The following is a 24,511-nucleotide window of genomic DNA, read 5'->3' on the forward strand; positions in this document are numbered from 1 at the left end:
GGCGCGCCAGATGGCGGAAGGTTCCGGATTCTAGCGGATGTGGAAAGGCTGGCCTGGCGCAAACATAACGCGCCCGTCCGCGCACTCAACACGCGGGCAGCACGGCCAAAGAAGATAAAAACTAGCCTGCCATCGCCGGATTCAAATCGACGAGACGGTTGCTGATGACGTAGAACGTCAGTTCAGCGTTATTGCGCAGATTCATTTTTTCGAGAAGACGGGTGCGGTACACGCTGACCGTCTTCACCGATAACGAAAGCGCCAGCGCGACGTCCGTCAGACGCTTGCCCGAGGCCAGCATGCAGAGCGTCTGGTATTCGCGGTCGGAGAGTTTTTCGTGCGGCAATGGCTCGCCGTCGAACGATACGTAGTTGGCCAGCACTTCAGCCATCGCGGGGCTAACGTATTTACGCCCCGCCGCCACTTGATGAATCGCGCCGATCATTTCGCTGGCATCGGCGGTTTTCGACAGATAACCAGCGGCACCCGCCTTGAGCGCGCGCACCGCGTACTGATCTTCGCGGTACATCGAAAACATCAGCACCGCCGCGCGTGGTGTCAGCCGCTTAATCTGCTTGAGCACCTCCACGCCATTCATGTCGGGCAGCGAAATATCCAGCAGGATCACATCGAAGCTTTGCTGCGCCACACGCTCCAGCACAGCCGCTCCGGTTTGCGCCTCGGTCACAGCGCTGGCGACGCCCCGGTCCAGCAGCAACTGCCGCACGCCCTGGCGCACCACCGCGTGGTCATCAGCCAGCAAGATCGTCAAGCTCATGACGCCACCCTCGCGCGTAGCTCTGGTGCGGTTGTCAGCAACGCCTGCCAGGCGAAGCGCGCATGGATCTGCGCGCCCACCGCTTCATCAATTTCGACATCAGGACGGCTCAGCCGCGTGCGCAACGAGCCGCCCAGCGCCTCGCAACGCAAGCGCATGCCTGCCAGACCAAAACTGCCATGACGCCGCGCACGCAGCGCATGCGGCGGCAGGCCAATGCCATCGTCGCGGATCATCAGCGTCAGATGACGCGGGCTGGTTTCGATGCGGATATCGACGTTGAACGCCCGGGCGTGCTTCGCCGCGTTATTCAGCGCCTCTTGCGCCACGCGGAAAATCGCCAGCGCGGCTTCGTCGGAGAGCCGCAGCAAACGCTCATCGGGCGGGCAGGTGAAATGCGCCCGCAAGCCAGTGCGGCGGGCAAAGCCATGAGCCCAGTGCGTCAACGCTTGCACGATGCCATCGTCCAGCAACGGCGCGTTGAGTTCGGTGAGCGCGTCGCGGGTGGCCGCACAAACCGAATCGAACGCCCGGTTGGCCTCCGCCAGCGCCGCGACACATTGCGGCGGTGCCGTGGCGGGCAGCCAGGTTTCGATGCCCGCTAGCGCGAAACGCGCCGCCGTTAGCTCGGCACCCACGCCATCATGCAGCTCGCGCGCGAGATGACTGCGCAACGCTTCGTTCGAGCGCACCAACTGCGCTTCCAGCTCCTGCACGCGCGCGCTCAGGCGGGCCAGCTCCTGTTGGGTATCGTCTTCCCGCACCGCCGCGTTTGCGTTTGCGCTGGACAGCCGCGGTGGCGAGCCTGGCACCGTGGCTGCGGCAGGTGCCGCGGAGACGCTTTGGGGAAAGCCATCTGCCGACAGCATGCGATTACGCCGGGTGACGAACGAGATGGGGGAAGCGGAATCTGGATTGCCACGGATCGCCATCATTGAACTCATGACGGGTGGGCCAAAAGAGAGCGCGCCGGACGCGCAGATACAACCAGAAACATGCGTAGCTCTAGCGTTGAAACGCGTCCGTTTCGCCGGTGACGCAACTGCGGCTCAGCGACGGTGCAGCGTGACTGGATTTTCATCCAGCGGTCAAATGGATGGCGCGCTGGCTGGTGCGACCGGGCACTGGCCAGCGCGGCGAAATATCTTGCGGCATGCAACGCGCGAACCGCTAAAGGGGCGCTCGCAGACGTTTGCCGGAACAAACAGCGCCGCGCCGGTCCCTGCGCGCGCGTCGCGGGTGATGCGTAAAGGATGAGTGACATTTGACGCGTTTGAGTTCCATTTCACGCTCATATTTTTTCCGGTGGGGGTTTGTGCGGAAGTTCATACGCGGGTTTCAAGCGGACATGGAACGCGTGAAGCATGAATCGTTACTCAAGAAAACTATGGGCGGCAAACAAGGCGCTCTTTTTTTATTTTTATTTATAAAAAATCGAATCGGATCATGGCAATCAAGAAACCTTATAGAAAATCACAAAACAAAACTCCTGCTGCGAAACCTTCAGCGCAATCAACTTCCAAATCAGCAGCGCAAAGACCCACAACTGCACCTGCGCAAGTAAATTTAAAATCCGCAGAACAAATCAATCAGCCTAAAGAAGCACAGGCCACGAAGCATGTGCTTCCTCCTGTTATTTTCGTGAATGCCTCGGGAGTGACATATGCAAATCTCAGTCCTCGCGCCAATGTTGCGGCGGTTGAAGAAATAAAATCTTCTGTCGACAATTCATCTGAAATTTCAGAAATTATTTCGCCAGACACAAATCTGCCCGCCGAAGAAAAGCCGGTTGAAAATGATTCTGCTGAAGCTTGCAAAGTCGATGTTCCGTCTGAGGTGCCTGAGGTGCCTGAGGTGCCTGAGGTGCCTATAGATGGCCTTAACACCGATTTCTTTTTTCAGCTCGATGACAATGATTATCAAAATATAAAAATCCAGGATATTCCACAAAACATCGCTGAAAATCAGGAAAGTTCGCTTGACGCCCTGGTTGAGAAAAATACTGAACCCACCATCAACCTTGTTCCAGCCACTTCAATTACCGAACGACCGCCTGAAGAAAACACGGTACCGCCAGCCGCAACCGCTCCAGCTGCAACGCAAAACAATCAACTAGATAATCCAGCTATAGAAATTCGCACAAGCGAGAAAAATCCAGCCGAACTCCCAATCGGGAAAAACCCAGGCAAAACTGGCGAAGCCTCCACCAGCACGTTAAGCACCGTAGAAGCACCGGTGGCAAGTACAACGCCACCGGCCATTCCCGTTGCAGTGAAAAGCATGTGGCCCGAGACGCTGCTTGACAACATCAATTTTGACGCCTCCCATCCACTGGTCAAAAAAACACTGATCCAAAAAGATATTTCCCATTTAAAAACCAACGTTATTAATCATCAAAAATATTACGACCTAAACAAAAAAATCACGGCTTTTGCTTATGAAAATCTAACGAAAGACATTGAAAACATTGATCCAGAAAAAACCAAACAGGAATCTCCCAAGCTTGATTTCAAGCAAATACAAAGCCCGATTTTCACTTTGCTCGAAGCAACTAACCGCCTGGTAAATAACACAGAATTTGACCAGCATTGGGAAGACAAAAAAATAGCTCAAATGGCCGATCTGGTCGCGGAGCATTTTAGCCATCACGATGATCCAACTATTTTTTCCGAAGCCAGAGAAAATAGCGGAAAAATTACGCGATACACTACTCCCGAGAAAAAATCAAAAATAACTTATTTTATTGACAAGGTGTGCACCGAACGCCTCAAACAAGACGCGCGCGGCGATATTTACTTCACGATGATTTTATGCCTTATTAATGGCGATCCGGGATTAATTAATAATTGCGCTGTTCAGATATTAAAAGACATACCGCAAGACCAGATCGAAAATAACGACCTCATTCTGGAATTAAAAGATGTAATGCGAACGGCAGTTTCTCAAATCAGTGACATAGATTCTTACAGCAGATTTTTTATCGCAGAAAAAATAGAAAACATCTTTGACGAGTTAATGACCAGCGATTCTTTGCGGGGAAAAATACTGGAGCGAACCGAAGCAATCGAAGCCACCGAACCCACTTAAAGCCGCTAACACAAGTCATCAACGAAGTGCGAACAGATAACGGCCTCAGCAAGGCGGAGCAACGCAGCATGAATGTCGAAACGCCACTCGAAGCGAATGCGCAGTTTGCGGCAACCGGCAAACCAGGGATGCGTGCGCTCAACCACCCAGTGCTGCCGGCCCGGCCGTTCTGTGTTCTCGACGCCCCGCCGGGCAATGCGCACCGTGATCCCACGCTGTTTCAGGTACTGCCTGCAGCGGGCGAAGTCTCGTAGCCCTTGTCCGCATGCAGCTTGTCCGGACGTTTGCGGAGCTGGCCGCTCGGGCCCGGCACTGCGGATATCGCATCAACCGTGCGCTCGAACGCCATCGAATCGTGCCGGTTCGCACCCGTCACCGGGAGCGCCAGGGGAGCGTCTCTGGCATCTACGACGAGGTGTCGTTTCGTCCCGAGCTTGCCCGTGTCCGTTGGATTGGGCCGCTTTCCGGGCCCTCGGGGGCTGGCAACGCTGGCCGCATCCACGCATATCCACGCTGGCCCGTTCCCAGCCAATCTGGCCATGCTCGCGCAAGCGGCGAAGCCTCCTTGCCCCACACGCCCACACGCCCGCCGTCTGCCAGTCCCGCAAGCGCCGCCAGCAAGTCATGCCGCTACCGAAACCCAGTTTTTGCGGCAGCTCTTCCCAGGCAATACCGGTTTGCAGGACATACACGATGCTGTTCAATGCAGCCCGCTCGTCAACCGTGCGTCTGCGACCGCCTTCCGGCGATGGGGTGAACGCCGGAATCAACGCTTCCAGGGCTACCCATAACTTGTTACTGATTTTTCGGCTTGTCACGCCGCCAGGATACGGCGGGCATCGCTCAATGTGCGGGTTGTGTTAACGGCGCTTAACCCAGCACGGCACCTCTGGCTGGTGGCGCGCCCAGCTCAACCATCCGGGCCGCGCCGCCATTCAGCCGCTTACCCCACGAACGCCTTTTCGATCACGTAATGCCCCGGCGAATGATTGCTGCCTTCCTTGAAACCCAGGTTATCCAGCAGCTCACGCGTATCGCGCAGCATATGCGGGCTGCCGCACAGCATCACCCGGTCGTTTTCGAGTGAGAAGCCCGGCACGCCAAGATCGGCGAACAGTTTTTCGGTTTCAATCAGCTCGGTGATCCGCCCCCGGTTCTGGAAAGCTTCGCGCGTGACGGTCGGGTAATACACCAGCTTCTCCTGGATTAGCTCACCGAGATGCTCGTGCGCGGGCAGGTGGTCGGTGATGTATTCCTTGTAGGCCAGCTCATCGACGAAGCGGCATGTGTGGGTCAGCACCACGCGCTCGTAGCGGTCGTACACGTCAGGATCTTTGATGATCGACATGAAAGGCGCGAGCCCGGTGCCGGTAGATAGCAGCCAGAGCGTCTTGCCTGGCAGCAGGTTATCGGCCATCAGCGTGCCGGTCGGCTTCTTGCCGATCAACACCTGGTCGCCCACCTTCAGATGCTGCAGCCGCGAAGTCAGCGGGCCGTCTTGCACCTTGATGCTGAGGAATTCGAGATTTTCTTCGTAATTGGCGCTGGCCATGCTGTATGCGCGGATCAGCGGTTTGCCTTCGACTTCGAGGCCCACCATCGTGAACTGGCCGTTTTCGAAACGAAACCCGGTGTCGCGTGTGCAGGTGAAGCTGAAAAGCGTGTCAGTCCAGTGATGGACGCTTAAAACGGTTTGTGGATTCAGATTGCTCATGGCTTCCTGGAGAGTGCGAATCAAAGGCGGCCAGACGGCTCAGCCGCACGGCAAAGGCGCTGCAGCAACATCAGCAGGCACCGTGGATTAACTAGTGGAACTCATGCGGAAAGTCGCGCATTTTACTGCGTCGGCCCGTTCGCCGCTGTGACCGGAAGCATCCGAGCCACGCTGGCTGGACCTCGCCAGCCATGCGCTGGCGCGATCATACCGAAAGGTTCCGCGCCACATGGGATTGACCCTGCTGCCAAAGCAGCCAAACCCCGGCCGCGTTATCCGACCTGCAAACGCGCCATATACGGCAAGTGATCCGAGAGCCACGCGGTTTCCTGCGCTGGCCTGATCCACTCGATCGGCTTCATCTCGCGGACGAACATTTTGTCGAGCGCCAGCGCGGGAGAAAACGCCGGATAGGTGCGCGCGGGCTCGCCCAGCAGCGTGGCGACTTCGTGCAAACCGTGTTCTGCAAACAAGGGCACCGAATCGTTGCGCCAATCGTTGAAGTCTCCTGCCAGCACAAGCGGGCCGGATGGCGCTTCTTTTTCGATCCAGTGCGCGATCCAGCGCATCTGCCGCAGGCGCGCCGAGCGCGTCAGCGCCAGATGCGCGCACAGCAGCGTGACCGAATGCCCGGCAAAGGTGGCATGTGCCACCAGCAGGCCGCGCCGCTCGAAACGGTGTGCCGAGATGTCCCAGCGGCCGCCGAGGTCGAGTGGATGAGGCGACAGAATCGCGTTGCCATGCCGCCAGGACGGCTTAAACACATTCGGGCCCAGCGCAATTTGCAGCTCGAGCGCGCGTGCGATTTCGGTTGCCTGGCAATGCCAGACATCATCCAGCGGCTCCGCCAGCGGCGCGCCAAAACCCGTTGAAAGCAGCGGCTGAGGCATCTTGCGCGCCATCGCTTCCTGCAGGAAATACGCATCCGCGCGAGTGGACTGGACCCAGCGCTGCATCGCCTGCCACGCCTGAAAACCCAATGGGGTACGGCCTTTATGCAGGTTCCAGCTCACCGCCAGGAAGTCTTTGGGAACGAGCAGCGGGTGCTCATGCTGCTCGGGCAAGATCAGTTCGTCGGGGTTTCGCATGCGGCGTCGTCCATGTCCTGGGTTGAGTTCACGGTTGCTGCGCCAGTCCTGCCCGCACCCGGTACACCAGCGCCGGATCACGTTCGATCAAGGTCCATGTCGCCCACTGCCCAGCGGGGACGTTCAGCCCCGGATGGCTCGCGGCAATCCGGCGCGGCTGCGGCGGCAACGAGCAGCCGCTGACGCTCTGACGTGCGCCGGGTTCTTCGATGGTTTCCTGGGTATCAAGCGCCAGCGTGACCACGCTGGCATCCGCCTGCACCGGTGACACCGTCAGCGTGCGGACAAGATCAATCTCACCACCGGGCTGCTCCTTGCAGCCCACTGCGTGCTGCACCACATGGTGGTGCGTATCGGTGCGCGCCTGGCCCACCGTCGTGGTGCCAGCAAACGCATCAATTTGCTGGCCATCGCGCATCACTTGTAATTGCCAGTCGACCACCACCGGCTCCTGGCGAGCCTGCGCCTGAGCCAGCAGGGGAAACACCAACAGCACCGCGGCCATACGCGCCGTCCATTGCGTCATCAACCGCGTCGTCAACATCAACATCAAGCAAGCTCCAGAAGAAAAAAACATCCTGCGGATGAAAATGGTGCCCATCTTACGCCCGATCAAGCCCCTGCCTTTCCGACCCAAACCAGCCCTCCAAGGTTCAGCCGCCGCGTCTGAGACCCGCGCCAGCCGCTTTGCGCCGCACGCCATGTCGCACCGCACCGCACCAGTGTTAGCAGCATCCCTGCGCCGCTGCTGGCTTGCATGCGCATACGGCCCCGATACACTGAAACCGGCGTGACGCCCAGCGGGCGTCACCACAGCAGCCGCAGCATGACCGGGGTGAACCATGAGCACAGCCATCATCAAACCAGAACTCGCAGTGGCATCGTTCAGCCAGATTTACAACCTCGAAGATGTCGAGACCGCCCTCAACGATCTGCCCGAAGGTGCCAGCGAGGCACTGCGCGCCACCTACGAAAAAATGCTGAAGGTCGGCAACCTGCGCTTTTGCGTCAAGCCCAACCGCATGCCGTCGATTGACGAGCTCATTGACGCGCTGCCAAATTTTGCTGAGCCGCTCAACGACGTGCGCCGGCAACTCGCGCTGTGCCTTGAAACCGAAGACCGGCTCGAACTCATGCCGATCCTTCTGCTGGGCGACCCAGGTATCGGCAAAACCCATTTCGCCAAGCATCTGGCGCGCCTGCTGGCCACGTCGTATCACTACGTGGCGATGAGTTCGCTCACCGCTGGCTGGGTTTTGTCGGGGGCCTCTTCGCAATGGAAGAACGCCAAGCCCGGCAAAGTGTTCGAAGCGCTGGTGCATGGCAGCTATGCCAACCCGGTCATCACCGTCGATGAAATCGACAAGGCCGGCGGCGATGCCCAGTACGATCCGCTCGGGGCGCTGTACGCATTGTTTGAACACGACACCGCACAGAGTTTTATCGACGAGTTCGCCGAAATTCCGCTCAACGCGGGCCATGTGATCTGGATTGCCACCGCCAACGATGCACGGGCCATCCCCGAGCCGATTCTGAACCGGATGAACGTGTATGAAATTCCGCCACCAGACCGCGATGGCGCTCGCCGTATCGCCCAGACGATCTACGCTGAAATCCGTCTGGCCCACGGCTGGGGCGCACGCTTTCCAGAGCAGCTAGGCGACAGTGCGCTTGACGTGCTAATTCAGGCATCGCCCCGCACGATGCGCCGTGCGCTGCTCAATGGCTTTGGCGCAGCGCGCATCGCCAGCCGCGATGCCATCAGCGCTGACGATATCCGCCTCGATTCAGGCGCACGGCGCAAACCTATTGGCTTTTGAGGATGTTTTGCACATGGCGAGGAAAATGGCGGAGTGGCTCACCGCCTGCGTTGACTGCACGGGCAGTGAATAAGGTTGAATGATGGATGGTGGCTCATCGCCCCCTGATTGAGCGGTTGATTGAGCGGTTAACTGAGCGGTTGATTTAGCCCCTGAGACTGACCGGCTAACTGTGCCCCCAATCAGGCGTTCTTCCCAGCCTCTGTTCGCCACGCCGCCTGCCGCTTCACGACGCCAGGCGGCGTACACTGCACCACTCCGCCACCGGCAATCGCCGCAATCGCCGCGTCAGCGTCAGCGCCCTCTCACCTCACACGGATAAACCCAGCGCCACACCAGACGCTGCGTCACACAACATGGACCAGATCGACTGCATTGTGATCGGCGCAGGCGTCATTGGCCTCGCCATAGCCCGCACGCTAGCCGCGCGAGGCCGCGAAGTCATCGTGCTCGAAGCCGCTGAAGCCATCGGCTCAGGTGCCAGTTCGCGCAACAGTGAAGTCATTCACGCCGGGCTTTATTACCCACGCGGCTCGCTCAAAGCCGCGTTATGCGTTCACGGCCGCGAACTGCTGTACGACTACTGCGAAGCCCGTGGCGTGCCCCATCAGCGTTGCGGCAAGCTGCTGGTCGCCACGTCACGCAACCAGGTGCCCCAGCTCGAACGGATCATCGCTCGCGGCAAAGAGAACGGCGTGCTCGACCTGATCCGCATGAGCGCCGCCGAAGCCCAGACACTCGAACCCGAGCTAGCCTGCGTCGATGCGGTGTTTTCGCCGCAGACGGGCATTGTCGATAGTCATCAATTGATGCTGGCGCTTCAGGCCGATGCCGAACGCGACGGCGCGGCCTGTGTATTTCGCGCCCCAGTCGATACCATCGAAGTCGATCATGGCCGCTTCCGTGTGCACCTTGGCGGTCAAACCCCGGCCACTATTGGCGCGTCTTGCGTCATAAACAGCGCGGGCTTGCAGGCCAATGCACTAGCGCGCCGGATTCGCGGGCTGGATAAACGCCACGTGCCACCGTTGTATCTGGCCCGCGGCAATTACTTCAGCATGTCAGCCCGCGCACCATTTAGCCGCCTGATTTATCCGATGCCCAACGAAGCTGGCCTGGGCGTGCATCTGACGCTTGATCTGAACGGACAGGCACGCTTTGGCCCGGATGTCGAATGGGTGGATGCGATCAGCTATGACGTCGATCCACAGCGAGCCGCGTCGTTCTATAGCGCGATCCGTGCTTACTGGCCCGACTTGCCCGACGATGCATTGCAACCGGCCTACGCTGGAATTCGGCCGAAACTGTCAGGCCCCGGCGAAGCAGCCGCCGATTTCGTGATCCAGGGGCCCGCCGCGCACGGGGTACGCGGGCTCGTCAATTTATTCGGCATCGAATCCCCCGGGCTCACCGCTGCGCTGGCCATCGCCCAGCGAGCATGCGCGCTAGCCGGGCGCTAAGCCGCGAAAACCCGGCGCGCGGCGTGCCGGATACCTTATTTTCACTATACGAAGCACAACGCATTTCGAGCCAGACGCGTTGCTATATTTGGGGCCGCCGTCGATAGAACGGCAACACATCTAATTACGATGGAATCCCCCCATGAAAACTTCCCGCCGGACCTTTTTGTTCGCCAGCCTAAGTGCCGTCTCAACGCTCGCCGTTACCCGCCAGGCACTCGCGGCACCTGCTGCCCCAGCTAAAGCCGCGGAAACCGATCCCACCGCTGTTGCGCTCGGCTACGTGGCTGACGCCGCCAAAGTAGACAAGAAAAAATACGCGAAATATGCCGCTGGTCAGGACTGCGGCAATTGCAGCTTCTATCAGGGCAAAGCCTCTGATCCATGGGCCCATTGCCCGATGTTTGGCAGCAAGCAGGTGGCCAGCAAGGGCTGGTGCAACGCGTATAACAAGCGGGCTTAAGAGCCGCTAACACAAGTCATCAACGAAGCGCGAACAGATAACGGCAGCAGTGACCCTACCCCAGAAAACAGTACCGCTGAAAAATAGAAAATCCGGCATGATTTTGACAGTTTGAAACGGAAGACATGCCATGAAGACGAGCAAGTTCACGGAAGCACAGATCGCGTTTGCTTTGAAGCAAGCGGAGCTGGGTACGAAGGTCGAAGAGGTGTGCCGTAAGCTGGGGATCAGCGAGGCGACCTTCTACAACTGGAAGAAGAAGTACGGTGGTGTAGGGCCATCCGAGCTTCGCAGAATGCGCCAGTTGGAAGAGGAGAACATGAAGCTCAAGCGCTTGGTTGCCGATCTGAGTCTGGACAAGGCGATGTTGCAGGATGTCCTGTCAAAAAAGCTCTGAAGCCTTCTCGCAAACGGGCACTGATCGACGAGTTGCGTGATCGGTATCGGGCAATCCGAAGAATGCCTGCTTCCCCTGATGGCTAACATTCTGCATGTACTACGGCAGCGAATTTATCTCGAAGGCGATGGACCGGTGGGCTTACGAACACGGCGTCGAACTCGATTTCAGTCGACCGGGAACACCGGCCGACAACGCCAAGGTCGAGAGCTTCAACGGGCGCTTCCGGCAGGAATGCCTGAACGAGCATTGGTTCTTGTCGCTGGACGACGCCCGAGGCAAAATCACCGCTTGGCGACAGCACTATAACGAGAGCCGTCCCCACTCCGCATTACAGTGGGAGACCCCCGCCGAATTCGCCCGTCGGGCGCGGCAGCGCGCCCTGACGGACGAAACCCCGAAGCCGGAAATTTCTACTTCTGATCGGTACTAATTCGGGTGTAGGGTCATCCTGCGCTAGAGCAGGAAAAGAGCGAGGTACGAAGAAGGGAAATACCCTGAACCAGACACAAGCAGGAAAACGAGCGCAGCTTTGACTGCTGCGCTCAACCGCTCCCGGCGTCTCTCGCGCGACTATGGCTATAAGCAGCTCCCCGAACCCCTCACCAGACTTCACTACGCCGTCTTCGCAATGCTCCTGCTCGTCCATACCACACCAGTACTTCAAAGTGCCCAGCACGCGTTAGTGAGTGGTGAGTAGTAAGTGCTGAACTGCGGCCTGGTTAACCACGCAATCGCCAGTACACAGGCTGCAAACCGACACCCGACCGAGCCGTGCTGACTGGCATCGTGTTCGTGCTGCGCCCAGGCATTGCGTGGAACCTGCTGCCGCAGGAAATGGGTTGCGGCTCAGGCACCGCCTGCTAACGACGGCTCGTCGCATGGCAGAAGGCTGATGTCTGGCAATGTATCCACGAAACGCTGCTGGCCGAACTACGCCGCCGTGGCGAGCTCGACTTGACGTGTGCCATCGTCGGCAGCTCATCAATTCGCGCCATGCTGGCGGGAACAAAACCGGCCCGAATCCCACGGACCGGCGCAAGCTCGGCAGCAAGCACCACCTCATCGTCGACGTCCAAGGCATCCCGCTCGCGGTTATCCTGACCGGCGCAAACCGCCACGGCATCACTCAGCTTGATGCGTTCGTCAATGCGATCCCGCACATCCGGGGCAAACGGGACCGTCCCCTGCACAAGCCGCAAATCGCTCAGGGCGACCGGGGCTACAGTTCCGAGCCACATCGGCAGCGCTTGCACAAACGTGGCATTACACCCTTGCTCGCAAAAATTGGCTCGCCCCATGGCAGCGGACTCGGCAAAACCCGTTGACCAAGCGAGCGCTCAATTACCTAGCTTCACTCGTTTCCCCTCCTGAAGATTCACCATGAACGCTACGCTCATATCCACGAGGCTTTCCTCTCGTTAGCCTGCGCCTTGATTTGCTGGACCCGCCTCAAACCTTGGGTTAACCAATTTCGCAACAGCTTCCAAGGAACTAAGAGCAAACCCGTGCTAACCAGTGATAGCAGCAACCCCGTGGCCCCGGCCATGCACCTGGCGCGAGCCGATTGACACGCTGACGGCATTCACCGACGCTCATGCATCGCCGATCCCGCAAGCGTCCAGCAACATACGCTCGGCGGCTATTCCACAGCGTGCGCGGCGACCCGCCCGTTTTAATGCCAACGAGGAGTCATTCATGTCCGAACCGCGTTATGCCACGCCATTTGCCGAGCGCTTCAAGCTCAACGTACCGGTCATCCAGGCACCGATGGCGGGTGGGCCGACCTCACCGGCCATGGTCGCGGCAGTGTCGAATGCGGGCGCGCTGGGCTTTCTCGCCGCCGCCCCTTTTTCTCCGGAAAAACTCGCCGCCGAGGTCACGGCCATTCGCTCGCTCACCACCCGGCCGTTCGGCGTGAACCTGTTCATTCTCGAACCCAACACACCCGATGACGCCACCGTGCGCCTCGCGCTGACAGCTATCGACCCTATACGCGCCGCTCTCGGATTACCGCCAGGCCATCCGCTAGAACACTACGCGCCTGATTTCCGCACTCAGCTCGACATGCTGGTTGAACTGCGCGTGCCAGTCGTCAGCTTTACCTTCGGCGTGCTGTCGGCAAACGATGTCTCACGTCTGCAAGCAGCAGGAAGCTATGTGATTGGCACTGCCACGCATGTCGCCGAAGCGCTCGCATGGCACGCCGCCGGAGCGGATGCCATCGCAGCGCAAGGTGCCGAAGCTGGAGCCCATCGCGGCACCTTCATCGGTGCCTTCGAACACGCACTGGTTGGCACGCTGGCTCTGGTGCCACAACTGGTCGATGCCACTGGGCTGCCGGTGCTGGCAGCGGGCGGCATCATGGATGGCCGTGGCATCGCCGCCGCCCTGGCACTTGGAGCCCAAGCGGCACAAATGGGCACGGCGTTTCTCACTTGCGCCGAAAGCGCCATTCCACCTGTATGGAAAACCCGCGTGCGCGCCGCAACCGATACCGACACAACAGTGACCTCAGCCATCACAGGCCGTCACGCCCGAGGCATCCGCAACCCATTGATGCAGCAGCTCGCGGCACAACCTGAGCAGATCGCCCCCTATCCCGTGCAAAACGCGCTGACCCAAGAGCTGCGCCAGGCCGCAGGCCGCGCCGGAAACGGTGACTATCTTTCGCTCTGGTCGGGCCAGGGCGCACCCCTTGGCCAAAAACGTCCAGTCAATCTGTCTGCCGCAGATCTGGTCCATCAGCTCGATGAAGAATGGCGCGCCGTGGCCGCCGAAATAGGCGCGCTAGCGCATCAACCCAAGCGATAACCCCAAGGCATAACCCGGCACCATGAAACTCAATCCCGCCGTTTTATGCACTAGACGCTGAATACCGCATTAATTTCCAGGCGTACAAATTAAATAAAAACCGCTACGCCTGGCATTACAGTTTCTTTCCGTCAATCCGGAAATTACATATCAGCCACGTAAAACAACACTATTAAAGCTGCCAACCCCCGCCGCAGACCCATGCTGAATAAGCCCCTATCGCTATTTCACCTTTTTCTCAAAAAAGTCCCACGAATTAATTTGATGCCCTACACTTGCCCGCAAGTACGGTTTAGGACTGGTTTAAAACAGGCTGACTAGCGTACTGAAAAGGTGCAACAGCGATATATCCGGCGTAGTCGTCCACGGGATGTGGATAGCACAGGGCGGCGACGTCGTTTCTGGGACCGAAACGGGAGACTCACATGAACATCAAGATTCAAAAGCTGTTGCCTATTAGCGCTGCGGTAATGATGAGCGCCACACTGACCACCACGGTATTCGCCGACACCATTGTCAAAATCGGCCACGTTGCTCCGCTCACCGGAGGCATTGCCCACCTGGGCAAAGATAACGAGAATGGCGCACGCATGGCCATTGAAGAAATTAACGCGAAAGGCTTGGTCATCGACGGTCAGAAAGTCACGCTGCAAATCGACGCACAAGACGATGCCGCTGACCCCCGCACGGCCACCCAGGTCGCGCAAAAGCTGGTTGATGACAAAGTCGTCGCTGTCGTCGGCCACCTGAATTCAGGCACCTCCATCCCGGCATCCAAGATTTATAGCGATGCAGGCATCGTCCAGATTTCGCCGTCATCCACCAATCCGGCGTATACGCAGCAGGGTTTCAAAACGACGTATCGCGTAGTCGCAACCGATGCGCAGCAAGGCCCGGCACTGGCGAACTACGCGTTCAAAACCATGAAGCTCAAGAGCGTCGCCATCGTCGACGACTCCACAGCCTATGGTCAGGGCCTGGCTAACGAATTCGAAAAAACCGCGAAATCGCTTGGCATGAAAGTGCTCTCGCATGACGCAACCAACGACAAGGCGGTCGATTTCCGCGCGATTCTGACAAAGATCAAGGGTGAAAATCCTGATGCCATCATGTACGGCGGCATGGATGCAACCGGTGGCCCGTTCGCCAAGCAAGCCAAACAGCTTGGCTTGCGTGCCCGCATGCTGGCAGGCGATGGCGTGTGTACTGACAAGCTAGTCGATCTAGCTGGTGATGCAACCGACAATATCGTTTGCTCACAAGCGGGCATGGCACTGGAAAAAATGAAGGACGGCAAAGCCTTCGAAGCGAAATACTCGAAACGTTTTGGCCAGCCAATCCAGATCTATGCGCCGTTCACGTATGACGCGGTGTACATCATCGTCGATGCGATGAAACGCGCCAACTCGACTGATCCAGCAAAGATCCTTGCTATGATCCCCAGCACCGATTACAACGGAGTGATTGGCAACACCACGTTCGATGCCAAGGGTGACCTGAAGCACGGCGTAATTTCGCTCTACAACTATAAGAGCGGCAAAAAATCGGTTCTCGACATCGTCAAGATGTAAGCCCCCGGAGCACCTTGCAGTGGCTGGCCTACAGGTCAAAGCAGGGCCAGCCGGGCCAGCTGCTGCACGGTATTCAGCAATAAACCGGATCACGCGGGCTTCAAGGCTTCGCGTGATTTTTTATGCAACATCACGACACAAGGTGAGAACCCAGCTACATACAACCTCTTTGGAAAATCATCGTGATGCACTCGATCGACCACAACTGGCAACGCTGGATCGCAGAAAACCTGCTGCTTGACGCGACTGCTGAAAACATTCAGGCAATGCTTGTCGCGCACGGCTTTGATGCACAGGAAGCCCAGCGTGAAATTGAAGCGGCTTTGGCTAGCCCGTATTTTCAAGGCGGCACGCGTTTGCGCAACCGGCTGCGCAAGCGTGACTGGATCCTGTCTGTCTACCGGGAGCAGCAGCGCGCTCGCACCAACGCCGGCACAGTGATGCGTCACGAAAAATTGCCGCGCGAGGTTTTCTTCGAGGAGTACTACCACCAGAACCGTCCCGTCATCATCACGGGGATGTTCGACGATTGGCCCGCCCGCAAAAAATGGAGCCTGGACTATTTCCGCGCGCAATGTGGCACAAGCGATGTCGAAGTGCAGTTTGGCCGCGACACCGATGCCAGCTACGAGATAAACCAGATGGCGCTAAAGCGGAACATGCGTCTCAACGAGTTCATCGATCTGATTGAGCAAAGCGGCCCAACCAACAACTTCTATCTGACCGCCAATAACACCCTGCACAATCGGCTGGCCTTGGCACCGCTATGGCAAGACACGCTACCGATCCACGAATACCTCGATACGAAATCACCCGATACTGGTTTTTTCTGGCTTGGCCCGGCAGGCACCCGAACCCCGTTTCATCACGATCTGACCAATAACTTCATGACGCAGATCGTGGGCCGCAAGCGCGTCACGCTCGTGCCGTTATGCGATACCCCGTTTATGTACAACCTGACTCATTGTTATTCGCAGGTAGACGGCAAGGCGATCGACTACAACCTGTTTCCAGACATGCGCCATGCGCAGCTCATCGAGTGCACGCTTCAGCCAGGCGAGTTGCTGTTCGTGCCAATCGGCTGGTGGCATTACGTCGAGGCGCTGGACACCTCTGTGACCATCACCTACACCAACTTTCTCATCCCCAACGTAATTCACAGCCAATACACCAGCTATCAGGATGTCTAAGCCAGGCTCTCGTTAAAACACAGCGGACCGCCTAAACGGTCCGCTGTGTCGTTGGGGCCAGGATGCAGCCAGGATGGATGCAAATTGGCCCCTCTATATATAAGCGTGCTTTAAGCCGCTTATTTTTTACCTCCCGGGTTACCGGGCAACGCACCCGGCACGCTCAACAAGCCGCCGGTCAAAGAGCCCAGCAAGCCTGTAACAGGGGCCAGCAGGCTAGCGCCGCCCGCGACACCCGGCACGCCGGTTACAGGGCTAGACGTGTTACCGCCAGCGCTCCCGCCCGCCGCACTGCCACCACCGCTGCCGCTACCACCGCCCACGGCCTTGCCCGCCACAGCGCCAACCGCCGACACCGTTGAAGCGACCGGTGCTAGCACCGTGCCCGAACTTCCGGTTGCGCCCGCTAACCCGCCTGTCAGCGAAGTCAGCAAGCCCGTGACAGGAGCCAGCAAGCCAGCCACGCCATTGCCACTACCGCTCCCCGGTGAATTGTTCAAAGTCCCGGTTAGGGATGACGTCAGCGAAGTCAGCGTGCCTGTGACGGGAGCGAGCACGCTTCCTGCCCCACCCAGCGGAGCGCCGCCCCCGGGATTCAGGATTCCGGTAATGGGAGCGAGCGGGTTTCCACCTACGGCACCGCCTGCGGAAAACAGGCCACCCGTCGAAGTCACCGCATCGCCCAGTTTGCTCACGACGCTGCCTAGATCCTCACCAACTGGGTTGCTGGTGCTGCCACCCAGTTTTGCACCGACACCGCTCACATCATGACCAACCACCGTTAGCAGGCCATCGACTGGCCGCCCGAGCCCAGTCGCATCGCCAACCGCCTGCGTCACCTGCCCCGCCAGCGTGGTGATTGGTGTGATGACACCGCTCACTGACTGCGTGACTTGCTGGATCGGCCCAGTGGAGAGCGTTGTACCAAGCTGCATGCCGATCCCGCTAACCGCATTGCCCACCCCCGAAACCACTCCCCCGAGTGGCGCAGTCAATGGACTCAACACGGCCGTCGGGCCCGAGCCCAGGCTCGTCACAAGCTGCCCGGCACTATTGACCGCCTGCCCTGCGCTAACGACCACATTCCCGCTGCTGGCAAGCGTCGTACCGAGCGGATCACTTGAGCGGCCAAGCTGACCGAGACCATTCGCCGTCCCATCACCCAGCGCCGTGACGCCATTCCCGAGATTCGAGACCACATTGCCTAGCGAGCGCGTGGTTATTGGGGAAATGCCGGGAACCGGCGTCAGACCAGCTTCCCCACCGAGGGCCGAAAGCGTTTGCCCTGCGGCCGAGACTACATTCCCCGTGCGCTGAATCACTTCACCGATAGGGTTCGCGGATAGGGGTGTTGGTGTTGGTGTTGGTGTTGGTGTTGGTGTTGGTGTTGGTGTTGGTGTTGGTGTTGGTGTTGGTGTTGGTGTTGGTGTTGGTGTTGGTGTCGGCGTTGGCGTTGGCGTTGGCGTTGGCGTTGGCGTTGGCGTTGGCGTTGGCGTTGGCGTTGGCGTTGGCGTTGGCGTTGGCGTTGGCGTTGGCGTTGGCGTCTCCCCACCTGATCCCGAACCACCCGAACCACCCGACCCAGCTCCCCCAGAGCCCGAACCCGCTCCAGAGCCACCCGTGCCAACCACCCCGCCCGCAGGCAACGAGGTTAATTTCGGCTTGGTGACAGTCGTGCCGCCACATCCGGTCAACACGACCAGTGACGAGATGCACATCGCAATCGTTGTCTGTTTGAAATGGCGATTCATGGCTCGGCTCCCCGTAATTAGCTCAGCAGGAACTTCACTGCAAGCACCGTGCCATGCGCCAGCCACCACCTCAGCCACGATCCCCAGCCAGCAGAATCAAGAGACTCAACCCAACCACACTCGCACCCGCAGCGCCCGCGCACCCCGATGTGTCGAGGAACATCACCCAAATGCCAACGCCACGTAACGTAACGCGCGGCGAACGAGCTAAAACGATGCTGAAAAACGTGCTGAAGAAAAACACACCATAAAAGCAGCACCCAACCGCATCGTCAGATCCGCAAACGCCGCAGCACCTTCGGCCCAGCACAGGCCACCAGCGCAGCACACAACGCGACCACCGAAAGCCCGAGCGGCAAACTCGTCATCTGCGTCACCGCGCCGATAACTACCGGCCCCAGCAACAAACCGAAATACGCGAGCCCGGCCACATGAGCCAAACCGACTGCCGCGTGAATGCCTTCGACCCGCGCGGCTGCGGCGAATAACACCGGCATCATGTTCGCCAGCCCCAATCCCATCAGCGTGAAACCAGTGAGCGCGGCAACCGGATAAGGCAGCAGCAATGCGCCGATCATCCCCGCGCAGGCAAGCGACGCGCTCACCAGCACCAGCTGCGGCGCGCCAAACCGCGCCCGCACCGCATCGCCGGCGAAACGCGCCGCCGCCATACCGCCCGAAAACGCCGCATACGCCGCACTCGCCGCAGCAGCACTAGCACCCACGACGTCACGCATATAAACAGTCGCCCAGTCATACATCGCCCCCTCTGCGATCAGCGCAATCAACGCAATGCCACCCAGGGCCCATAACGCCGATGAACGCCAGCGGCTGGCTGGCGCGCCACGCTCGGCAGGATGCGGCACGGGTGCCACATGCGGCAGCACCGCAGGACACGCCAGCAGCAGCACCAGCGCACTGAGCGCCGCCGCCAGCGCCAGATGCAGCACAGGTGCCATGCCGTGCGATAGCAATACACCCCCCAACGCAGCACCGCTCATCCCACCCACGCTAAACATGCCGTGCAACGCCGACATAACGGGCCGCCCCAACAGGTTTTCGACGGCACTGGCTTCGGCATTCATCGCCACATCGAGCGTCGCCATACCCGCGCCAAACAGCGCCAGCACCACCAGCAACATCCAGTACGCCGGAACCACGAGGATCAACGCAGCACACAACGCCATCGTCAAGCCACCGCCAAGGCAAGCGCGGCGCGTGCCCATGCGCGCGATCCATGCACCACTGGAAAACATCGCGCCAATCGACCCCACTGCCACCGCAAGCAACGCCACAGAAAGCAGCCCCGGATTCAATTGAAAACGGTCTCGCACCGTTGGCACATGCACCCCCCAGGACGCATACATCATCCCTGCGATAAAAAACAAAGCCATCGTTGCCCAGTGAGCGCGATTACGCTGCGCAGCAGACAAATCCCGATGACTGGCAGGCACTACGGCAAAACCGGATGGCTGATCGGACACAGAAACCTCAAAAGAAGAAGCAATTGAAAACACGCTGTTGCAATAAGCCACGGACAGGCCGCGCGCAACAAGCAACAAACGTGGTGCGCTGAAACACCGCAAGGCCACAACGTGACACAGCGCGAAAGCGAACAAACGCGGACAGACCCGGACCGGCAAAAATGCGCCGATTTTAACCAGCGCTATCGCTGCACAGCTGGTGGACCTCAACTAATATCTCCGCTGACGTATTCACGTGAAACCCATGCAATGCTGCGGTTTCTTTCTGCTCCCAAGCTCTCCAACTCTCAAACCCTTAACTCAAGGTGCTGACTTTGCATATTCCCGCCCACTCACCGCTTCATCTGCTGCATCAAACTGTTACCGGCACGCTGGCCACACATTCGCGCCAGCCGGCAGGCTTTCCCTATCCCTCGGTCATGCCTTTCGCCCTGGACCAGCACCATCGCCCAACGATTCTGGTCAGCAAGCTGGCCGAACACACGCGCAATCTGCTGGCCGACCCGCGAGCGGGGTTTCTGGTCGCGCATGCGCCCGACGGTGACGTACTCGACGCCGAACGCGTGACGCTACTGGGCACCTTTGAAGCCCAGGAAACCTCACCAGAACTAGCGCAACGCTATCTGCGCTACCACCCGAAGGCCCAGCGCTTCCTTGATCTAGGCGATTTCACGTTTTGGTCACTGGCCATTGAACGAATGCGCTATATCGGCGGCTTCGGCACGATGGGCTGGCTCAAAGGCGAAGAGCTCGATCCTCTAGAACCCCTTGGATTTGACGAAGAAACCGCATTGCTTGCGTTCTTTGCTGCCCATCCCGCCCGCAAAGACACCCTTCATTTACTAGGCGTTGATCGTTATGGCGCTGATCTGGTGAGCGGCAATTCACGCACGCGAGTGATATTCGACAGCCCGAAACTCGACAGCGCCGCTTTGCATAACGCGCTCGTCAGCCATCTTGAAGCACAGGCAAATTAAGTCGTATCGAGAGCGCTTTAGGGAAAACACCAGCACCTGAGCGCTTCAATATCCATTTCTTTATGTTGCAAAGCCCAAGCTTTCATCGGATGAAATGTTGCACGCCGATATCAGAATTAATTTTCACTATCTGATAATTAAATATGCGAAGAGAGCCTGGGCGATGTCGTTTTTTCATGGAAATTCAAAATCTGGCTGACGGCGAAAGTGACGAAATGTCCCATTTAGCGAAAATACTGAAAATTTTTTGATTAATTCTCTTCTAGCGTCTTTTCTCTGGTTTCTATTCTGTGTTAATCTCGCAATCAAATTCCGAGGCATGAACACTTTCAAAGGGCAAGCTGGCTTCAGACTGGCAGTCATTTATCTAAACCACCAAGGGAAACTTATGTCCTCCTATAGAGAACTTCTCGCCCAGCGCGAAAAACTGGAACAACAGATCGAAGAAGCCAAGTCGCTCGAATATGCGCATGTGCTGAACGAAATCCGTCAGAAAATGGCTGACTATGGCATTACCCTGGCAGAACTGGGTGGTGGCCGTGCCAAGGGCCTCAAAGTCGGCCGGCCGCGTGCTGGCGTGGCACCGAAGTATCGTGACCCAATTAGCGGCAGCACATGGTCAGGCCGTGGCAAGCCACCGCGCTGGATCGCAGGTCAAGATCGTGCCAAATATCTGATTCAGCCGTAATACTGCATCCGGTATAAGCTGCCGATTTTCCGACAGCAAGCAGTAAAACCGTAGATCCCGAAAGGGTCTACGGTTTTTTTATATTCAGCAGCAGATAACCCGCAAAACCATACCGCATATATTCGTCTGTGCTTTTAACCACCGTTTTCAGATCTCTGAATGCGAATGCTTCACACTTAGATGAGCACCTGAATCACAAAAAAAGTCAAGTGATTCGCCCATTATTTTGTAGTGTCACGGGTAGAATTCATCCATTGAAACCCCTCCGCCCACATCTCATGTCCTCCGCTCTAGCAGATCAACTCGCGGTAAAACATCAGGTGGCGCGCAAAAGCACATTTGTCAGTATCGTGCTGAATACGATATTGGTCACACTGCAAATCTCAATTGGCCTGATTGCCCACTCTCAAGCACTGGTCGCTGATGGCGTCCATTCACTCGCTGATCTTGTTTCTGATTTTGTGGTTCTAGCGGCAAATCGTCACAGCGATGTAGAACCTGATGCTGATCACAATTACGGACATAGCCGCTATGAAACAGTGGCATCACTATTTCTTGGCGCACTTCTGATTACCGTCGGTATTGGCATGCTATGGCGCGCAGGCGAAAGACTGACAGACATACAGAATATTCCGACAGTACATCTGAGTGCGCTGGCGGTAGCAATACTTGTTTTGTGCTCGAAAGAAGCGCTCTTCCGCTACATGCTGCGCGAAGCACAACGCGTCCGTTCCGCCATGCTGATAGCCAACGCGTGGCACGCACGCTCAGATGCAGCCTCGTCGCTAGTGGTCGCGCTGGGGATTATTGGCAGCCTGGCGGGGATACGGCTGCTTGATCCCATTGCCGCGGCCATCGTTGGTTTTATGGTGGCTCGTATGGGCTGGACCTTCGGCTGGGATGCGCTGCAGGACCTGTCAGATCGCGCACTGGACGAACGCGCCACCGCCGATGTCCTCGCCCAGCTAAGCGCCACCCCGGGCGTGCGCGACGTGCATGGGCTACGCACACGCAAGATGGGCGATTTCGCGCTTGTCGACGCCCATATCCTGGTTGACCCGCTGATTTCCGTGTCGGAAGGGCACTACATCGCGGAATCAGCCCGAGCACGGGTGCTGGCGCACCACCGCGTGCTGGATGCGCTGATTCACGTTGATCCGGAAAATGACCTGACCAGCCGCCCGCCGGTCAATTTGCCCTCGCGCGAACGCGTCGTGCGGGAAATCAACACGACGCTGGCAAGGCACAAGCTACAGTTGGCTGGCGTGACGCTGCACTATCTAACAACCGGCCTCGATGTCGACATCACGCTCAAAGCGGCAGACGGGCAACCGTCCGGCGAGCCGTCACAACTGCTTGCCACGCTCGATGTGGCCGGGCTCAAGCAACGGCTAGGCGCGCACAAGCTCAGCCTGCTGTGGGCGCTCAACCCCACACCCGCCATAACGGACGGCAAGGGCGAGGACGAGGACGAGAGCAAGGGCAACAGCAACGACAGCGGCACATAGCCAGCATCACAGTGCAGTGAATCAAACCTGAATCGCGGCACAACCACTGCCCCGGGTGGCCTGGACGCAGCCGGTGTGCGCTAGCCGTTGGGTTTTGCCGCGTCGCTAGCGTCTGACTCTGGGCGCGACGCGTTTTGTGTGGCCCGCAGCTCCGCCAGCATGTTGCAAAAGAGCGCACCTTGCTCAATCGCATCGTCGAGCGCCACATGGGTATGAGGATGATCGTCGAACCAGTGTTTAGGAAACCGCGGCTTGATGCATTTGCGATACGGCAACCCCGTCATGGCGAACGCCAGCGTTTTGATATCGAGCGCTGACCACGAAAACGGACAGCGTCCGGTGAAACGCATCATGTACCAGAACATGAAGGTGAAATCGAAACCCGCTGGCATCGCAACGAAAACCGGCTTGCCTGGCAACGCTTCCACCCATGCGACATAAGCCAGCAATGCGGCCTCGGGGGCTTGCAGATCGCGCCGGCATGCCTCCCAGGCATCCGGCTGGGTTTTCCACCACGCCGCCTGCACAGGATGCGGAGCGGCCCCCTCTAGCAGTTCAAGATTGGCTGAGAAGGTGCTGACTAGCTGCTTGTCTCCGGTATAAGCCGCGGAAGCAAAGCTCAGCATCGAATGCGGCCCGGGAATCGGGCCATCCGCTTCGACGTCCGTGCTGACGTAAATTTCCTGGCTCATACGCCCACCCCATCGGCCACATACGGATTAGAGCGGCGTTCAGCGCCAAACGTGGAAGTCGGGCCATGACCTGGAACGAACGTAACGTCATCGCCTAACGGCCAGAGTTTTTCGCGGATTGAGCGGATCAAGTCGGCATGATTGCCACGCGGAAAATCCGTGCGGCCAATCGAGCCCGCAAACAGCACATCCCCCACCAGAGCCAGCCGGTGCGTCCGGCTAAAAAACACCACATGCCCTGGCGTATGGCCCGGGCAGTGGAAAACCTCCAGCGTCTCATTGCCGAACTGCACCGTATCGCCGTCCTGCAGCCAGCGATCCGGCTCAAATGCCTGTGCGGCGGGAAAGCCAAAGCGGCGGCTCTGTTCCGGCAGCATGTCGAGCCAGAAACGCTCATCAGGATGCGGCCCCTCGATCGGCACGCCGTAATGCAGCGCCAGCGCTTTGGCCCCGGCGCAATGGTCGACGTGGCCGTGCGTCAGCAGGACTTTTTCGAGTGTGACCTGCTGACGGGCGATTTCCGCGTGAATCAAATCAAGATCTCCACCGGGATCGACGGCTGCGCCTTGCCCAGTGGTGGCGCAAACCAGCAGCGAGCTGTTTTGCTGGAATGGAGTGACGGGAATCAACGTGACTTTCATGACGGGCGAGCCTGAATAAACATAGGCGCTCATCATAAGGGTTTTGCTCCTCTGGCCGGACAGCTTGCGGGCGTGTCAGGACATGGAATCGATCTACGTCGCCGCGCGCCGAACTGAAGCGGCTCAGATCGCTCTCAACAGCAAGAATTAGTCAAGGTTTTCAACGCCTTCCACGTCAAAAATATGTTTTGCGTATAATGCGTCCACTTCGCATGGAAGCCATGCGTTGTCACCGGGCGAAGCACCTTCGTTCAAACAAGGTGTTCATCGCCGTCAAAAGTAAGGTTGCCAGCAGTACTCGCAACAAATCCAGCATCGAATCAGTTCGATGCGCACGTCTCATCCAGCCAGGTGCCTCGCGCCTGCAACAGCTTGATTGCTGTGCCGC

19 protein-coding genes and 4 pseudogenes are annotated in these 24,511 nt (G+C 58.4%); 12 read left to right on the forward strand and 11 right to left on the reverse strand.

The genetic code is table 11. The annotated features are described in order from the left end of the window. Window positions 1–121: 121 nt before the first annotated feature. Window positions 122–778 carry a response regulator transcription factor RqpR gene (gene rqpR, locus GH656_RS00345; RefSeq protein WP_153074068.1) on the reverse strand — a complete coding sequence of 219 codons (657 nt, stop codon included), beginning with the start codon at window positions 776–778 and terminating at the stop codon, window positions 122–124. Then, window positions 775–1,722 (reverse strand): sensor histidine kinase, encoded by a 948-nt coding sequence (locus tag GH656_RS00350; protein ID WP_246184164.1) that lies wholly within the window; start codon window positions 1,720–1,722, stop codon window positions 775–777. Before GH656_RS00350 ends, rqpR begins: the two co-directional genes overlap by 4 nt. Window positions 1,723–2,224: 502 nt before the next feature. On the opposite strand from GH656_RS00350, the gene GH656_RS00355 reads away from it, so the two are divergent. Then, a complete protein-coding gene (locus GH656_RS00355; protein ID WP_153074069.1) occupies window positions 2,225–3,865 on the forward strand; it encodes a hypothetical protein in 1,641 nt (546 codons plus the stop codon). A gap of 5 nt (window positions 3,866–3,870) precedes the next feature. Here the strand turns inward: GH656_RS00355 and GH656_RS00360 are convergent. The 4 genes and pseudogenes from GH656_RS00360 to GH656_RS00375 form a co-directional block, all read right to left on the reverse strand. Next, window positions 3,871–4,683 (reverse strand): annotated as a pseudogene (locus GH656_RS00360) (IS5 family transposase). 125 nt (window positions 4,684–4,808) lie between these two features. Then, on the reverse strand, window positions 4,809–5,579 hold the full coding sequence (locus GH656_RS00365; RefSeq protein ID WP_153074070.1) for a ferredoxin--NADP reductase: 771 nt from the start codon (window positions 5,577–5,579) through the stop codon (window positions 4,809–4,811). Window positions 5,580–5,851: 272 nt separating this feature from the next. After that, window positions 5,852–6,667, reverse strand: coding sequence for an endonuclease/exonuclease/phosphatase family protein (locus GH656_RS00370; RefSeq protein WP_153074071.1), 816 nt, complete (start codon window positions 6,665–6,667; stop codon window positions 5,852–5,854). A 28-nt stretch (window positions 6,668–6,695) separates the two neighbouring features. Further along, window positions 6,696–7,217, reverse strand: a complete 522-nt coding sequence (locus tag GH656_RS00375) for a hypothetical protein (RefSeq protein WP_246184165.1) — start codon at window positions 7,215–7,217, stop codon at window positions 6,696–6,698. 292 nt (window positions 7,218–7,509) lie between these two features. Here GH656_RS00375 and GH656_RS00380 point away from each other — a divergent pair, with 292 nt between their 5' ends. From GH656_RS00380 to GH656_RS00420, 8 genes and pseudogenes are all read left to right on the forward strand, one after another. Next, on the forward strand, window positions 7,510–8,487 hold the full coding sequence (locus GH656_RS00380; protein ID WP_153074072.1) for an AAA family ATPase: 978 nt from the start codon (window positions 7,510–7,512) through the stop codon (window positions 8,485–8,487). A 248-nt stretch (window positions 8,488–8,735) separates the two neighbouring features. Then, window positions 8,736–9,947 carry an NAD(P)/FAD-dependent oxidoreductase gene (locus GH656_RS00385; RefSeq protein ID WP_343039015.1) on the forward strand — a complete coding sequence of 404 codons (1,212 nt, stop codon included), beginning with the start codon at window positions 8,736–8,738 and terminating at the stop codon, window positions 9,945–9,947. A gap of 142 nt (window positions 9,948–10,089) precedes the next feature. Continuing rightward, on the forward strand, window positions 10,090–10,410 hold the full coding sequence (locus GH656_RS00390) for a high-potential iron-sulfur protein (protein ID WP_153074074.1): 321 nt from the start codon (window positions 10,090–10,092) through the stop codon (window positions 10,408–10,410). 130 nt (window positions 10,411–10,540) lie between these two features. Further along, window positions 10,541–11,240 (forward strand): annotated as a pseudogene (locus GH656_RS18255) (integrase core domain-containing protein). 293 nt (window positions 11,241–11,533) lie between these two features. Beyond that, window positions 11,534–12,240 (forward strand): annotated as a pseudogene (locus tag GH656_RS00405) (IS5 family transposase); the annotation flags it as partial. A gap of 265 nt (window positions 12,241–12,505) precedes the next feature. Then, window positions 12,506–13,621, forward strand: coding sequence for an NAD(P)H-dependent flavin oxidoreductase (locus GH656_RS00410; RefSeq protein ID WP_153074075.1), 1,116 nt, complete (start codon window positions 12,506–12,508; stop codon window positions 13,619–13,621). 425 nt (window positions 13,622–14,046) lie between these two features. Continuing rightward, window positions 14,047–15,192, forward strand: a complete 1,146-nt coding sequence (locus GH656_RS00415; protein WP_153074076.1) for a branched-chain amino acid ABC transporter substrate-binding protein — start codon at window positions 14,047–14,049, stop codon at window positions 15,190–15,192. Window positions 15,193–15,377: 185 nt separating this feature from the next. Next, the gene (locus tag GH656_RS00420) at window positions 15,378–16,382 is read left to right on the forward strand and encodes a cupin-like domain-containing protein (RefSeq protein ID WP_153074077.1); all 1,005 of its coding nucleotides are present in this window, start codon (window positions 15,378–15,380) and stop codon (window positions 16,380–16,382) included. 119 nt (window positions 16,383–16,501) lie between these two features. On the opposite strand, the pseudogene GH656_RS00425 reads toward GH656_RS00420, so the two are convergent. The 3 genes and pseudogenes from GH656_RS00425 to GH656_RS00435 form a co-directional block, all read right to left on the reverse strand. Beyond that, window positions 16,502–17,812, reverse strand: a pseudogene (locus tag GH656_RS00425) (collagen-like triple helix repeat-containing protein); the annotation flags it as partial. Further along, on the reverse strand, window positions 17,706–18,098 hold the full coding sequence (locus tag GH656_RS17960; RefSeq protein WP_153074078.1) for a hypothetical protein: 393 nt from the start codon (window positions 18,096–18,098) through the stop codon (window positions 17,706–17,708). The pseudogene GH656_RS00425 and the gene GH656_RS17960, both read right to left, overlap by 107 nt. A 307-nt stretch (window positions 18,099–18,405) precedes the next feature. Beyond that, window positions 18,406–19,617 carry an MFS transporter gene (locus tag GH656_RS00435; RefSeq protein WP_153074079.1) on the reverse strand — a complete coding sequence of 404 codons (1,212 nt, stop codon included), beginning with the start codon at window positions 19,615–19,617 and terminating at the stop codon, window positions 18,406–18,408. Window positions 19,618–19,931: 314 nt separating this feature from the next. Between GH656_RS00435 and GH656_RS00440 the strand changes: the two genes are divergently transcribed. The 3 genes from GH656_RS00440 (at window position 19,932) to GH656_RS00450 (ending at window position 22,790) form a co-directional block, all read left to right on the forward strand. Continuing rightward, window positions 19,932–20,594: a HugZ family pyridoxamine 5'-phosphate oxidase gene (locus GH656_RS00440; protein ID WP_153074080.1), complete on the forward strand. Its 663-nt coding sequence runs from the start codon at window positions 19,932–19,934 to the stop codon at window positions 20,592–20,594. 388 nt (window positions 20,595–20,982) lie between these two features. Then, window positions 20,983–21,282, forward strand: coding sequence for an H-NS histone family protein (locus GH656_RS00445; protein WP_153074081.1), 300 nt, complete (start codon window positions 20,983–20,985; stop codon window positions 21,280–21,282). A gap of 278 nt (window positions 21,283–21,560) precedes the next feature. Beyond that, a complete protein-coding gene (locus tag GH656_RS00450) occupies window positions 21,561–22,790 on the forward strand; it encodes a cation diffusion facilitator family transporter (protein ID WP_153074082.1) in 1,230 nt (409 codons plus the stop codon). 80 nt (window positions 22,791–22,870) lie between these two features. On the opposite strand, the gene GH656_RS00455 is transcribed toward GH656_RS00450, so the two are convergent. Further along, a complete protein-coding gene (locus GH656_RS00455) occupies window positions 22,871–23,482 on the reverse strand; it encodes a 3'-5' exonuclease family protein (RefSeq protein ID WP_153074083.1) in 612 nt (203 codons plus the stop codon). Further along, window positions 23,479–24,123, reverse strand: coding sequence for an MBL fold metallo-hydrolase (locus GH656_RS00460; RefSeq protein ID WP_153074084.1), 645 nt, complete (start codon window positions 24,121–24,123; stop codon window positions 23,479–23,481). The genes GH656_RS00455 and GH656_RS00460 overlap by 4 nt, the downstream gene beginning before the upstream one ends. Window positions 24,124–24,511 lie beyond the last annotated feature (388 nt).

It is taken from the genome of Paraburkholderia bonniea, assembly GCF_009455625.1.
Classification (GTDB): domain Bacteria; phylum Pseudomonadota; class Gammaproteobacteria; order Burkholderiales; family Burkholderiaceae; genus Paraburkholderia; species Paraburkholderia bonniea.

Coding starts and splice junctions, on each gene's coding strand:
- rqpR (WP_153074068.1), bottom strand. CDS start 778: ATGAGCTTGACGATCTTGCTGGCTGATGACCACGCGGTGGTGCGCCAG.
- GH656_RS00350 (WP_246184164.1), bottom strand. CDS start 1,722: ATGAGTTCAATGATGGCGATCCGTGGCAATCCAGATTCCGCTTCCCCC.
- GH656_RS00355 (WP_153074069.1), top strand. CDS start 2,225: ATGGCAATCAAGAAACCTTATAGAAAATCACAAAACAAAACTCCTGCT.
- GH656_RS00365 (WP_153074070.1), bottom strand. CDS start 5,579: ATGAGCAATCTGAATCCACAAACCGTTTTAAGCGTCCATCACTGGACT.
- GH656_RS00370 (WP_153074071.1), bottom strand. CDS start 6,667: ATGCGAAACCCCGACGAACTGATCTTGCCCGAGCAGCATGAGCACCCG.
- GH656_RS00375 (WP_246184165.1), bottom strand. CDS start 7,217: ATGTTGATGTTGACGACGCGGTTGATGACGCAATGGACGGCGCGTATG.
- GH656_RS00380 (WP_153074072.1), top strand. CDS start 7,510: ATGAGCACAGCCATCATCAAACCAGAACTCGCAGTGGCATCGTTCAGC.
- GH656_RS00390 (WP_153074074.1), top strand. CDS start 10,090: ATGAAAACTTCCCGCCGGACCTTTTTGTTCGCCAGCCTAAGTGCCGTC.
- GH656_RS00410 (WP_153074075.1), top strand. CDS start 12,506: ATGTCCGAACCGCGTTATGCCACGCCATTTGCCGAGCGCTTCAAGCTC.
- GH656_RS00415 (WP_153074076.1), top strand. CDS start 14,047: ATGAACATCAAGATTCAAAAGCTGTTGCCTATTAGCGCTGCGGTAATG.
- GH656_RS00420 (WP_153074077.1), top strand. CDS start 15,378: ATGCACTCGATCGACCACAACTGGCAACGCTGGATCGCAGAAAACCTG.
- GH656_RS00445 (WP_153074081.1), top strand. CDS start 20,983: ATGTCCTCCTATAGAGAACTTCTCGCCCAGCGCGAAAAACTGGAACAA.
- GH656_RS00450 (WP_153074082.1), top strand. CDS start 21,561: ATGTCCTCCGCTCTAGCAGATCAACTCGCGGTAAAACATCAGGTGGCG.
- GH656_RS00455 (WP_153074083.1), bottom strand. CDS start 23,482: ATGAGCCAGGAAATTTACGTCAGCACGGACGTCGAAGCGGATGGCCCG.
- GH656_RS00460 (WP_153074084.1), bottom strand. CDS start 24,123: ATGAAAGTCACGTTGATTCCCGTCACTCCATTCCAGCAAAACAGCTCG.